The organism is Desulfobaculum sp., assembly GCF_054921475.1.
Genome location: NZ_JBUDSW010000098.1, coordinates 1 through 12,463, shown reverse-complemented (window position 1 = coordinate 12,463; position 12,463 = coordinate 1). Strand labels below are relative to the sequence as shown.

Here is a 12,463-nt window from a genome sequence, read left to right as displayed (position 1 = left end):
GTGCTCCCTCTTTCCCCTCAACCATCACCCCCGTCAACACGAATCCCCAACCGTGCCAGCCGCTCCAGCATGGCGTCCCTGTGGGTGCCCGGCCAGTAGATGCGTTGACATGTTGGGCAGATGTGAAAGGTGGTATGGTGTTTTTTGGTGAGCGGCTGGAGCCTGTGGATGATGTCCGCCTTGGGGACGCGCTCAAGCGGCGTGTTGCAGCGCAGGCAGCGGGTAAACGGGGAAAAGGGACCGGTGAGGCCAAAAAGGTGGAGTACCTCCAGCAGTTGGTCGTCTGGCACGGCGCTGCGAATGAGGCGGCCCCAGACCACGGCAGAGCGGTGGAGCAGGGCGCGGTCTCGTGTGAGGACGATGCGGCGTTCCTTTTTTGCGCGGTGGGCGATTTCGTCGTCCTCCCAGGCGTTGTCAAAGGCCGCATCGCAGCCAAGCAGGCGCAGCAGGGTGCCCAGCTGGCGGACGTTGACGTCCACGATAAAGCGCACCCCCGGAAAGGGCGTGGGGCGGAGCGGATGGGGCGTGGTGACGTCCACGGGCGGGGCGAGGGGATGCACGTCGTAGACGGCTCCCGGCGCGAGGGGCGTGTCAAAACCGCAGGGCGCGCTGTTCATGAGGATGCGGCCCACCTCGGTGTGCGGCACGCCGATGGCTTCAATCTCATCTTTGATGGCGGCGCTTCGGGCCGCTGGGACGGTGATTTCGCCGCGCGAGCGGGCTTCGCGCAGGCTGGAGAGTCCGGACAAGGCGCGGCGCGTGTTGCCGGGTTTCAGGAATTGCCGTATGTCACCGTGGAACCGAAAGACTGCGACTGGGTGTACCACTTCATCCCCGTTTGTTGTCGTCAAACATTCGAGTAGAGCCTGCCATGAATATTTATCTCATTGTCATTATTGGGTCCATGGTCCTTGGCTGGGCCGTGAATACGACGGTCTCCCGCCTGAATGCCGCCGCGCTGGACCCCGCGGTGCCGCAGGAGTTTGCGGACGTTTTTGATGCGAAGGCCTACGCGTCGTCGCAGGAATAGACACGCGCCACGTCGCGGTATTCGCTGGTGGCGGATACTGTTGGGCTGGCGGCCATGGTTGCCTTTATCCTGCTTGGGGGCTTTCCGGCGGTGGACGCCGTGGCCCGCGCCGTGGGCGGGGGGCCTCTTGTGACGGGGTTGGTGTTCATGGGCATCCTGCTGGCCCTGAATGAGGTGCTGTTTGTTCCTTTTGCCCTGTACCGTACCTTTGTCCTTGAAGAGCGTTTTGGATTCAATACCACAACCTTTGCGACGTTCGCCATGGACAGGGCCAAGTCATGGCTATTGACCGCCGCCATTGGCGGGCCCATTCTGGCGATGCTGTTGTGGTTCTTTACCACGGCTGGCGAGTTGGCGTGGCTGTGGGCGTGGGGCGCGCTGGTCTGTGTGATGATTGGCCTGCAGTACATTGCGCCAACGTTTATCCTGCCGCTGTTCAATACCTTTACCCCGCTGGAGCCGGGGCAGCTGCGCGACGCTATTGAATCCTACATTGGCAAGGTTGGCTTTGAGTTGTCGGGCCTGTTCGTGATAGACGGCTCGCGTCGCTCGGCCAAATCCAACGCTTTTTTTACGGGCTTCGGCAAGCGCAAGCGCATTGCGCTGTTCGACACCCTCATCGACAAGCACACCCCGCGTGAGATTGTCGCCATTGTGGCGCACGAGGTGGGGCACAGCTCCCTTGGGCATGTGCGCCGCTTTCTTGTGGTGTCCATCATCAAGACGGGCGTGGTGTTTTGGCTGATGTCCTTTTTCCTGACGGACGCGGAGCTTGCCGGAGCGTTCGGCATGGCCCAGCCGACGGTGTATGCCGGGCTGGTGTTCTTTATGCTGCTGTATACGCCGGTGTCCCTTGTCCTGTCCGTTGTGGCGCAGGCGGTGTCGCGCCGTCATGAGTACGAGGCGGACCGCTTTGCCGCGCGCACCACGGGCGACCCGGAGGCCCTTGTCACTGCGCTGAAGACGCTGTCCGTGTCCAACCTGTCGAATTTAACGCCGCATCCGGCGTATGTGTTCGTCAACTATTCGCACCCGCCGGTGCTGGACCGCATCCGCGCTTTGCGGCGGCTGGCGGCGCAGGACGCGCCCCGGTCCGCCAGCGAACCGGCATAGAGGCGCCAGCTGGCACCAGACGCGGCGTTGACAAAATGTAATCATATCGTATTTCATGGTATCGGAGGATAACGCAATGCCGCGCAAAGTACGTTCTGTGCGGGTTCCTGAGGAACTCGGCACACTCGACCTGTCCGGACTTGTCCGGGAGTGCGAGAAATATCTGCGGGATCTCGAATCCGCGACCATGCTCAAGGTAGAAGGCAACCGCGAGGCCGCCGAAGCGCTCATCCGCTCCCGGCAAGCCGACCTTGGCCGCCGCATTGGCAAAAAGGTCTGGGAAGCGCGTGTCGAGTATGGCAAGACCCGCTCCGCAAAGACGGAAGACGACGAGTAGGCCGCACGCGGCCCGCTGTGAAGGACAGCCCCGGTTCCCATTTGGGAGCCGGGGCTGTTTGCGTGTTTGGGGGGAGGTGAGGCGTTGCCACACTCCTGTAAAGTGTGCGCGGGCGGTTAGGGGCAGAAGCGGCGCTTCCATGACTGAAAACATATAAGGGTCCACAGCTCCTTGCGCCTGTCGCGGCGCCCGGACATGTGCTCGTCCACGATGGCGCGGACGGCCTTGGTGTTGAAGAGTGGCTCCGCCGCGAGGGCGCGGGGGGAAAGGGTGTCCTCCACCAGCGGGCGCAGGGGGCCGCGAAGCCATGCGGCCAGCGGAATGCCGAACCCCTTTTTGCCGCGCGCCGCAATGCTGCGGGGTACACGGTCACGCAGCAGGCGGCGTAGGATGACCTTGCTGGTCATGCCGCGCAGGCGGTGGCGCGGGGGCAGGGCGCAGGCAAAGGCGGCAAGGTCCGTATCCAAAAACGGCGCACGCACCTCAAGGGAATGGCTCATGGAGGCTTGGTCCACTTTGGCGAGGATGTGCCCGGCCATGTAGTAGCGCAGGTAGAAATACGAGGCCATGTCGATATCGCTGGCAAAGTGGCGTGCGCCGCAGTCCGCGGCGAGGTCATCCAGCGGGTCAAAGCCCGCCACGGCGTCCAGCGCGTCCGGGTGCAGCAGGGGCTGTTGTTCCTCGCGCAGAAAGGCGGAAAGCCACACCTGCTGACGCTGACACCCGGTGTAGCCCATGCCCCGCAAAAAGCGCTGCACCTTGAAGACCAGTCCCATATTCCGCTCCGAAGCCGGGACGACATAGGCCGCGCGAGTGGCAAGGCGCATGAGGCCGCGCGGCAGGGCGTCCAGAAGCCGCGCCGGGGTCAGGGCGCGGAAGGGGTCGTACCCGGCGAGGAGTTCGTCGCCGCCGTCGCCGCCAAGGGCCACGGTGACATGCTCTCGCGTGAAGGCGGAGAGCAGCGACGTGGGCAGGATGCTGGGGTCGGCCATGGGCTCGGACAGGCTGTCCAGCACGCCGGGCAGAATGTCCAGCATGGCCTGCGGCGTGAGCAGACGCTCGTGATGCCGGGTGCCTATGGCTGAGGCCACGGCCCGTGCATGGGGGGACTCGTCAAAGCTCTGCTCCTTGAAGCCGATGGAAAAGGTGCGGATGTCCTGCGGCGGCAGGCATTCGGCCATCAGCGAGGTGATGGCGCTGGAGTCCAGCCCCCCGGAGAGGAAGATGCCAAGGGGCACGTCACTCATCAGGCGCTTTTCCACGGCGGCTTTCAGCAGGCCCTCAAGGCGTGTGGTGGCTTCCGGCAGGGAGAGGTCCGCGTAGGCGTCCACAAAGGGCGGCTCAAAATAGCGCTCAATGCGCGGCGCGCCTCCGGACCAGAGCAGCATATGCCCTGCCGGAACCTTGGCCGCGCCTTCGATGATGGAGTGTGGCGCCGGGACGTACTCGTGCAGGAGGAACCGGGACAGGGAATGCACGTTGACCCGGCGGGGAATCTGGGGGGCGAGGAGCAGTGCGCCAAGCTCGGAAGCAAAGGCCAGCGATTGGTTATCCGCCCAGTAGTGGAGCGGCTTCTTGCCCCATCGGTCACGGGCGAGAAGAAGCTCCCCGCGCGCGCAGTCCCACACCGCAAAGGCGAACATGCCGTCAAGGCGGCGCACGCAGCCCTTCCCCCATTCCTCATAGGCATGGATGATGACTTCCGAGTCCGTGCGCGAGGCAAAATCGTGCCCCCGGTCCTCAAGGACGGGACGGATGGAGCGGTGGTTGTAGATTTCGCCGTTGAAGGTGAGCCAGATGGTGCCGTCTTCGTTGCACATGGGCTGTGCGCCGCGTTCGGACAGGTCCACAATGGCAAGGCGGCGGTGCCCAAGGCCCGCGCTGGCGCGCCCGCCGCCACCGGGAAGAATCCGTGTGCCGCGTCCGTCCGGCCCCCGGTGGGCGAGGGCGTCGGTCATGGCGTCAAGGACGGCGTCGTCCACCGGGCGGGCGTCCGCATGCAGTATCCCGGCAATGCCGCACATACGCTATTCCCCCCGCACCCTGCGGACCACGAACTGGTCCTTGTGCTGGCCCTCAAAGTACGAGCGGATAAGCAGCTCGCCGATAAGGCCCATGAAGACGATATGAACCCCCGAAATAAGCGCAAGGGCCGCCAGCACCAGCAGTATCCCCCACGACACGCCAAGCCCTATAGTTCCCTTAAGTAGCGCCAAAAGCGCCACGCCCCCAAGGCCCGCCCCGGTGGTCAGCCACGCGATTTTGCCAAAGAAATGGATGGGTCGCGTCATATAATCCGAAAAGAACCGCACCACGATGAGGTCCAGCACCACGCGCAAAACGCGGGAGAGGCCGTACTTGGCCTCGCCATGGATGCGCGGGCGGTGATGGACCTCAATCTCCGCCACCCGAACGCCCAGCCACGCGGCAAACACAGGAATGAAGCGGTGCATCTCGCCGTAGAGGCGGATGTTTTTGATAATGCCGCGCTTGTAGGCCTTGAGGGTGCAGCCGTAGTCGCGCAGTTGCACGCCCGTGCCCTCAATGAGCTTATTGATGATGCGGTTGGCCACCCACGAGGGCAGGCGGCGGGTGAGGGCGGCGTCCTTGCGGTATTTGCGCCAGCCGTTCACGAGGTCATACCCCTCGGCCATGGTTTCCAGCAGGCGGGGGATGTCGTGCGGGTCGTTTTGCAGGTCGCCGTCGAGGGTGATGACGATGTCCCCCCGGCAGTATTTGAACCCGGCTGACAGGGCCGCGGTTTGCCCGTAGTTGCGGCGGAATTCAATGACCTTCACGCGGGGGTCGTTCTCCGCCGTGGCCGCCAGCACTGTGTCGGAGCCGTCGGTGCTGCCGTCATCAATAAAGATGATTTCGCATGTTTCGCGCAGGGCGCCCAGCACCTCGGCCAGCTCTTTATACAGCGAGGTGATGTTGCCGGCTTCGTTGTAGACGGGGACGATGACAGACAGCGCGGGGCGCTGGTCTCCGGCCCCTTCGCCAAAGTTGCCAATCATGCTCATGGGCGAGATGCGCCCAAGGCGCGAGGACAGGGGCGGCTCGCCGCCCCCGGTTGCGGGCGCACCGGGAGCGGCGATGGCTTCACGCAGGCGGTGGGCTTCATCCTCTGCGCCTTCGCCCTCCAGCGCGGTGACGATGGCCGTTGCCGCGTCCACCTCGCCAAGGGACACCAGCACGTAGCCCAGATTGGCGCGGAAGGTATCCTGCTGGGGGGCCAGCTGTGTGGCGCGTTCAAGGGCGCGGCACGCGGCGGGCAGGTCGCCAAGGGAATAGGCGGCCACGCCAATGTCGTTGTGCAGTTCCGCATCGTCCGGGCGCAGGGCAAGGGCGCGCTCAAGATGTTCCCGCGCGCCGGGCATGTCGCTTTGTGCGGCGCGGTAGCGGCCAAGGTGCGCGTGGGCGTCGGCGTCCTCCGGCGCAAGGGCCACGGCGCGCTCCAGCAGGCGCCCGGCAGTGTCCGCCTGCCCTGTCTCATGGGCGAGGGCGCCGGTAAAAAGTACAAGCTCCGGGGTTTCGCGCTGGTCAATGGCCTTCAAGAGGCGGGTGAGGGCGTCGGCGTATTCTTCGCGCCGGAAGTGCAGCAGCCCAAGGGCAAGGTTCGATTCAAAGCCGTTGGGGTCCAGCTGGAGGCGCTTTGCAAGGCGGCGGATATCGTCATTGGAGGTGGTCATGTGGTACTCCGTGCGCGCTCAGACTCCGCCTGCGCGGCGGGGATGGCGATGATGCAGGTTCCGGATGCGTCGGGAAGGATAACGGGGCGGACTTGGCGCCCTGCGCAGAAGCCGTCCACGGCCTCGGCCAGCGCGCCGGGGACGCCAGCATCCAGTACGCGGCGGATATTCGCGTGCAGGGCGTACAGGCGTATCAGGTCCGCCCCGCGCGGGTCGTCCAGCCGGGCGATGGCGTGCACGGTGTCCCAGTCCGGCATGGTCCAGTGCCACGTGGGGCGGCTTACCAGATGAAAGCGCCCGCCCGGACGGTTGACCGCGCTAAACAGGGCCTGCGTTCCGGCCCGGACAAGGCGGTTTGTTATCCGGCGCAGGATGGGCATGGGGCGTCTCCTTGGGCGGTGGTGTGGGCTGGGCAGACAAGGGCGGCAAGCTCTCGGGCAAAGGCTTCGGCGCGGTGGAAGGTGGTGTGCCTGTCAAAGACGGTGCGCAGGGCCGCGCGGGCGCGCTTTTCCGCCGCGTCTGGCCGCGCGAGGATGGTGCGCAGCAGGTCGCGGTAGGCCGCCGGGGAGTCGGCCACAAAGAGGGCGTCCTCATCAAAGCGGCGCGGGAGCAGGGCGGGGCGGTCCACCAGCTGGGGCACGCCGCAGGCCGCAAGGATGTAGGTGCGCTCGTTCAGCTCCGTTGGCCGTGAAAATTGCGAAGCAAGGTGCAGGTTCAGCCCCACCCGCGCCCGGGCAAGGATGCTTCGCTGGGCCGCGGGGGGCGCGTCGGAGAGCAGGCACCGCCGCGCATGCCGCCATCCCGGCCCATCCACGAATCCCGCCCTCTCGCGCAGGATGGGGGCCAGCCAGTCGGCGTAGCGGTCCCACTTGGAGCGGTTGGACGAGGCCAGAAACACGTAGTCAATGTCCCGGCGGATACCCGGCGCCGGGTAGAAGTCCACAATGTTGGCGCCAAATTCCACGGACAGGATGGGCAGTCCCCGGTCATGGAAGGGGGCGTAGGCCTCGTGGTCCAAGGACTCGCGCGCATGCCACGACGTGTAGCCCCTTACGCCAAGCTCTTCGGCGCGGGTCAGGCGCTGGCCGAGGGGGGCGTCGGCCTCGCCCTCGGGTGATGCGGTCAGAAAGAGGTGCAGGGGCGCGCTTTGGCGGTAGTCCGCAAGGGCGCTTCGGTCGATGTCGTCAAGGTAGACGTGGTGGTCGCTGGTCAGCAACGCGTTGGGGGCAAAGCGCTTCAGCGCCTCCCGCCACGGCGCGCCAAAGGGCTGCGCCAATGTGGGCACGCCCAGCACGTCCAGACTCTGGGCCAGATTAGTGTAGGCCGAGTATCCGGCGGGGGAGACCGAAGCCGGGGGAACATGCACCAGCACGCGCAAGGGGCTGCCAGCAAGGCGGCCGGTAAAGTGGCGCAGGGCCTTGGCGCGCAGGGCAAGGCCCTCTGCGGCGAGGCTGGCGCCCTCCGGGGCTGGGGCGTCCTTGTCTGCGGTGTCCTTGTCTGCGGCGGCGATGGCCCAGTCTAGCAGTTCGTCATGGGCGGCGATGGTGCCGGGATGCAGGCGGCGCTGAAGCTGGCGGAAGCGCGTGGCCGCGTCGGCAGTGCCCGTCAGCTCGCGGAAGGAGTCGCGCAGGGCGCGCAGGGCGTCACGCATGGGGCGCCTCCCTTTTCTTTGCAAGGCGGCGCAGGCGCGAGATGGCGCGCCGCGCGTACAGCGCCGCAATGTCGCGGGCGGGAAAGCGCAGGGCCGTGCGCGAAGTGTCCACATGGGGGCTGGTGATGGCCCCTGTGGTGGAGCCGTCATTCGGCTTCCAGCGGCGGCAAAAGGTGGCCCAGTCCTCGTCCGCGCGGGCCAGATTGCCTTGGCGTATGGCCTTGGTGGCGTGGGGGAAGTGCTCCACAAAGGAGCGCGGCGCGTCCGCGACCTCCCACCCCCGGTCCCACAGGCGCATGCACAGGTCGCCGTCGGCGTGGTAGAAACTGTAGGCGTCCTCGTCGCAGTAGCCCACCTCCTCCAAGGCTTCACGCAGATACATGCCGTGGTTCACAAAGACTTTGCCCCCAAAGGAATGCCCGACGATGTAGGGGCGCTTTCGGAAGCTGTCCCGCCAGTAGAAGGCCAGCGCGCCGACGCGGCGGCCTTTGCCGGTCAGGGCGCCGTAGCGGGCAAGGGCCGCGTCCACACTGCCGGGGACGAGGAGGGCGTCGTCACTGACCATCAGCACGTAGCGCCCATGCGCGGCCTTGAAGGCCAGATTCATAAACCACCCCCACGAGCGGCGCGGCAGGGGCGCGCCCCGCCACGTGCCGCGGTTGTGCTGGACGATGGTCACCACGTCCTTTTGCATGCACAGCCAGCGGATGGCCCCGTCCGTGGAGCCGCCGTCCACCACGATGATTTCATGCGGGTGGGGGGCCAGCTCGCGTCGTAGGCTGGCGATGGTGCGCCGCAAAAAGCGCGCCCGGTTGTAGGAGCCGAGAACGGCGGAGATGACGGGCGTACTCACGCGGCCTCCTGCGCCAGCAGCGCCTCCAGCCTGTCGCAGAATGCGGCCAGCCCGGGCGCGGGGTCGAGGCGTTCGTCATAAAAGCGTTGGGACTCCTGCGAGTGGAAGGCGTAGTCGCGGTCCATTTCCGTGAGTAGGCGTCCGGTCTCGCAGGCCTGCTCGTAGATGCGGCCGCACCCGTAGCGCGTGAACTCGCGCGTGAACACGGGCAGGGCGCTGGCGAGGATGGGCAGGCCGCACAGGGCGTACCAGCCCACCTTGCCGGAGGAAAAGCCAATGTGGGTGATGTTCTTGCCGCTGGTCCAGTCGTCCGGTGTGGCCATGTAGGGCGCAAAGCCAAAATCCGCAGAGGCAAAGACCTGCGGGAGCACTTCCGGCGGTACTGGACCATGGGAGAGGAGCAGGCGTCCGCTCTCGGTCAGCCGCCCGAGGTGGGCGTCCATGCGCGGGCCAAGGCCGGAGCGGCAATGCACCACCAGCAGGAACTCTTCGGGCCAAGTGGCCAGCATGTCCTGCCACAGGTGCAGGCCCGCCCAGCTCGACGGACTGCCCGCATACAGAACGATGCGCCGTTCGTCCGGGATGCCAAGGCGGCTGCGCAGCCAGCGCGTTTCGCGCAGGGGGGTGCGCAGGGGCGCGTTGGGCACAAGGACCATGTCCTCACGGGGCAGGCCTGTTTGTTCGGCCAGCAGGATGGCGCGTCCGGCGTCCTGCACCAGCGTCAGCTGCACGTTGCGGCATGCCGCACGCTCGGCGCGGCGCAGGGGGCGCTCCGCCGGGGTGAGCTCGTCGTCAAACATGATTTCAAAGGACAAATACACAAGGGGCAGGCGCGCGTGGGTGTTGAGGCGGTGGGCCATTTCCAGCCCGCGCGGGTCCACGCCGATGATGGCCTTGTAGTCGCTGGCGCACAGCTGACGCGGGCGGCGCGTGCGCCGCAGCCGCCGGACCAGCCGCCCCCGCAGGCCGCCGGGAGAGGGGGCCATGGGGTTGCAGGGGCCGTGCTCCGCCACAATGCCGGTCAGCCCGTCCGGCAGGCTGACGCGCATATCGCCGTCCGGACTAAGGATGTCCACACGGTAGAAGCGTGCGGCAAGGGCCTCGGCCAGATTGACGAGGGTGGGGTTCACCTCAGGCCGTGCGTAGGGGGTAACAATGCAGACCGCGCCCTTCATGCCCGCTTCACCCCCACGGCGTAGACGCCAAAGGTCTCGGGCGAAGGCTCGCGCCGGGTGAGCCATTCGCCCTGTTCCACAAGGTCCAGCCCTGCCGCGTCCATGGCGGCGGTGACCTCGGGCTGGAACAGATAGCGCATGATGTGGTCCTCGCTGATGTGCCGGGGCGGGGCGCCCTCGCGCTCCACTGTGAGGTCAAAGTGCACGGTGACGGTGTGCGCGGCGGGGTTCATGGTGGGCGTGGTGCGCCTGTGCAGGCGCACGTCCTCGGCGTCCACATGCTTCTCCGTTATTTGCGGGGGCTGGGCCTCGACGCAGGGGCCGTACCAGTAGTCGAACAAAAACGCGCCGCCGGGGCGCAGGTGCCTGCTTGCGGCGTCCATGGCCGCGGCAAGGTCCTGCGGCGTGGTCATGTAGCTGATGACGTGAAAGAGCGCGACAACGGCGTCAAAGGTGCGGGGCAGGCGCAGGGTGCGGATGTCCTCCTGCACGTAGGTCAGGCGCTCGCCCATGGCGCAGGTGACGTCCATATTGCGCGCCGTGGCCAGCGTGAGCATGCGCGGGCTGCGCTCCACACCGGTGACGGCCACCCCCTGCCGGACAAAGTGCTCCGCGTGGCGGCCACTGCCGGTGCCAAATTCAAGGAGCGTTTCGGGCTGGCCTGCGTGGGCGGCAAGGCGCTCCAGCACGAAGGCGGCCTCGGCCTTGGAATTTTTTTCTGGGTACAACAAATCGTAATACGTAGCGTATTCGTCAAAGATGGCGGAGCTATCGCCGTGCGGCGTCGTGGGATCATGCGGCATGGCGCAGCGCCTCCTTCACGGCGCGGGCCACGCGCTGTTGCTGGTCCTCTGTCATGCCGAGGCCGTTTGGAATGTAGAAGCCCCGCCGGGCGAGGCGTTCGGCCACGGGGTGGGATTCCCCGGCGAAGAAGCCCATATTGAGGAACACGGGCTGTTCGTGCATGGGCCAGAAAAAGGGGCGCGTGCCGATGCCCGCTTCGCCAAGGCGGCGCATGACGTCATCGGCGGCAAGGGGGACGTCGTCATCCAGAACCACGCCAAACACCCAGTAGTCGTTGGTGCATCCGGGGCCCGTGGGGCTGGGCAGTGTGAGGCCGGGCGTGTCCGCCAAAAGCTCCGCGTAGCGCTGGCCGATGGCGCGCTTTTTTTGCCTGTGGGGGCGCAGGCGTTCCAGCTGGGCCACGCCAAGGGCCGCCTGCACGTTGGACATGCGCCAGTTAAACCCCAGCCTGTGGTGCACAAAGCGCCGCCCGGGCTGAAAGCACAGGTTGCGCAGTTCGCGCAGGCGCTCGGCAAGGGCGTCGCTATCTGTAAGGAGCATGCCCCCTTCGCCGGTGGTGACCAGCTTGTTGGGGTAGAAGCTGAAGATGCTGATGTCGCCAAAGCTGCCGCACGGGGCGTCCCCAATGCTTTGCCCGTGGGCTTCTGCCGCGTCTTCGATAAGGGCAAGGCCCTCACGCCGGGCAAGGTCCACCAGCGGGGCCATGTCCACGGTGAGGCCGTAGGTGTGCACGGCCAGCAGGGCGCGGGTTTTGGCGGTTAGGGCGCGCTCTACGGCGGCGGGGTCCATGCACCATGTGTCCGGCAGGCAGTCCACAACCACCGGGCGCGCGCCGCAGCGCACCACGGCGCCGGCGCAGGAGATAATGCAGAAGGTGGGCAGGATCACTTCGTCCCCGGGGCCGATGCCAAGGGCGTGCATGGCGGCTTCCAGTGCTGCGGTGCCGCTGGAGACGGCAATGCCGTGGCGGCGGGCGCAATGGCGCGCCATGCCGTCCTCCAGCCGCCGGACAAATTCGCCCTCGGACGAAATCCAGCCCGTTTCCACGCACTGTGTCACGTAGCGCAGTTCGTTGCCGTCGAGAACCGGGGTGCATACGGGGATAAAGTCGGACACTGGCGTCTCCTAGTCCGTCTCGTCCGTTTCAGGGATGAAGGTCTGGCCGCGGTCCACACCGCAAAAGCGCGTCTTGTCGTGGTCTCCGGCGTAGGGACCTTGTTTGACTTCAATGAGCTGGGTGTCCTCCAGCATCTCGAACCCATGCCCGCCCGAGGCCAGAAGGATAACGTCCCCGGCGGTGAGGATGCGGCTGGAGAGGTAGGCGCATTCGTCGTCGTAGAAGTCTACCCGCAGCCGGCCGCTGACGACAAAGAGGACCTCTTGCGTCAACAGCACCTCGCGCTGGACGGGGTTGTGCGCGTGCGGGGGGATGACGTGGCCGCACGGGCGCCGCATGGACGCCAGCTGCTGTGAAAAGTCCCCGGGCGTGAAAAATTCGATGCCGTCCACGCTGTGCCCAGCCCGCACCAGTATGGCCAGAATGCGGCCTGCATTCTCCACGCGCTCCACCATGCTCGCCTCCCCGCAAGGGCAAGAGGGTTGACCGATTCCATCAAAAATACCTGAAACTGCGGGAAGCGCAAGTATGGCGCAGAGTTGTACGCGGCGCCTTGGCGCGCGGTTTGCCCCGGGATGCGGGCGCGTGGCGCGGGTGGTGGGGATTTTGGCGCGCCAAAAAACAGCCCCCCGGCGGGCGGGGGGCTGTGCGAGTGTGGCGGCGACGGCCGCGCTACTCGCCTGCAAGGTCC

13 protein-coding genes and 1 pseudogene are annotated in these 12,463 nt (G+C 66.3%); 4 read left to right on the top strand and 10 right to left on the bottom strand.

Annotation, left to right across the window (positions count from 1 at the left end; translation table 11 throughout):
- Window positions 1-17: 17 nt before the first annotated feature.
- Window positions 18-827, bottom strand: coding sequence for a Mut7-C RNAse domain-containing protein (locus ACY69P_RS08160; RefSeq protein WP_462327126.1), 810 nt, complete (start codon window positions 825-827; stop codon window positions 18-20).
- Window positions 828-871: 44 nt separating this feature from the next.
- Between ACY69P_RS08160 and ACY69P_RS08155 the strand changes: the two genes are divergently transcribed.
- The 4 genes and pseudogenes from ACY69P_RS08155 (at window position 872) to ACY69P_RS08140 (ending at window position 2,480) form a co-directional block, all read left to right on the top strand.
- Entirely contained in the window at window positions 872-1,030 is a 159-nt protein-coding gene (locus ACY69P_RS08155) for a hypothetical protein (protein ID WP_462327125.1), read from the top strand.
- A 12-nt stretch (window positions 1,031-1,042) separates the two neighbouring features.
- Window positions 1,043-1,462, top strand: a pseudogene (locus ACY69P_RS08150) (M48 family peptidase); the annotation flags it as partial.
- Window positions 1,439-2,143 carry a M48 family metallopeptidase gene (locus ACY69P_RS08145; RefSeq protein WP_462327127.1) on the top strand — a complete coding sequence of 235 codons (705 nt, stop codon included), beginning with the start codon at window positions 1,439-1,441 and terminating at the stop codon, window positions 2,141-2,143. The pseudogene ACY69P_RS08150 and the gene ACY69P_RS08145, both read left to right, overlap by 24 nt.
- A gap of 76 nt (window positions 2,144-2,219) precedes the next feature.
- Window positions 2,220-2,480 carry a hypothetical protein gene (locus ACY69P_RS08140; protein WP_404846178.1) on the top strand — a complete coding sequence of 87 codons (261 nt, stop codon included), beginning with the start codon at window positions 2,220-2,222 and terminating at the stop codon, window positions 2,478-2,480.
- Between the two features lie 116 nt (window positions 2,481-2,596).
- On the opposite strand, the gene asnB is transcribed toward ACY69P_RS08140, so the two are convergent.
- From asnB to ACY69P_RS08095, 9 genes are read right to left on the bottom strand one after another with little or no spacing between them, the layout of a single operon-like run.
- Window positions 2,597-4,504 carry an asparagine synthase (glutamine-hydrolyzing) gene (gene asnB / locus ACY69P_RS08135; protein WP_462327124.1) on the bottom strand — a complete coding sequence of 636 codons (1,908 nt, stop codon included), beginning with the start codon at window positions 4,502-4,504 and terminating at the stop codon, window positions 2,597-2,599.
- Window positions 4,505-4,507: 3 nt separating this feature from the next.
- Window positions 4,508-6,172, bottom strand: coding sequence for a glycosyltransferase (locus ACY69P_RS08130; protein WP_462327123.1), 1,665 nt, complete (start codon window positions 6,170-6,172; stop codon window positions 4,508-4,510).
- On the bottom strand, window positions 6,169-6,552 hold the full coding sequence (locus ACY69P_RS08125) for a hypothetical protein (protein ID WP_462327122.1): 384 nt from the start codon (window positions 6,550-6,552) through the stop codon (window positions 6,169-6,171). The genes ACY69P_RS08130 and ACY69P_RS08125 overlap by 4 nt, the downstream gene beginning before the upstream one ends.
- Window positions 6,531-7,823, bottom strand: coding sequence for a glycosyltransferase family protein (locus ACY69P_RS08120; protein ID WP_462327121.1), 1,293 nt, complete (start codon window positions 7,821-7,823; stop codon window positions 6,531-6,533). Before ACY69P_RS08120 ends, ACY69P_RS08125 begins: the two co-directional genes overlap by 22 nt.
- A complete protein-coding gene (locus ACY69P_RS08115) occupies window positions 7,816-8,676 on the bottom strand; it encodes a glycosyltransferase family 2 protein (protein WP_462327120.1) in 861 nt (286 codons plus the stop codon). The genes ACY69P_RS08120 and ACY69P_RS08115 overlap by 8 nt, the downstream gene beginning before the upstream one ends.
- Entirely contained in the window at window positions 8,673-9,851 is a 1,179-nt protein-coding gene (locus ACY69P_RS08110; RefSeq protein ID WP_462327119.1) for a glycosyltransferase, read from the bottom strand. Before ACY69P_RS08110 ends, ACY69P_RS08115 begins: the two co-directional genes overlap by 4 nt.
- Complete coding sequence (locus tag ACY69P_RS08105) at window positions 9,848-10,654, bottom strand: class I SAM-dependent DNA methyltransferase (protein WP_462327118.1); 807 nt, start codon at window positions 10,652-10,654, stop codon at window positions 9,848-9,850. Before ACY69P_RS08105 ends, ACY69P_RS08110 begins: the two co-directional genes overlap by 4 nt.
- Window positions 10,644-11,771: a DegT/DnrJ/EryC1/StrS family aminotransferase gene (locus ACY69P_RS08100; protein WP_462327117.1), complete on the bottom strand. Its 1,128-nt coding sequence runs from the start codon at window positions 11,769-11,771 to the stop codon at window positions 10,644-10,646. The genes ACY69P_RS08105 and ACY69P_RS08100 overlap by 11 nt, the downstream gene beginning before the upstream one ends.
- Window positions 11,772-11,780: 9 nt before the next feature.
- Complete coding sequence (locus ACY69P_RS08095) at window positions 11,781-12,227, bottom strand: cupin domain-containing protein (RefSeq protein ID WP_459897509.1); 447 nt, start codon at window positions 12,225-12,227, stop codon at window positions 11,781-11,783.
- Between the last annotated feature and the right edge of the window lie 236 nt (window positions 12,228-12,463).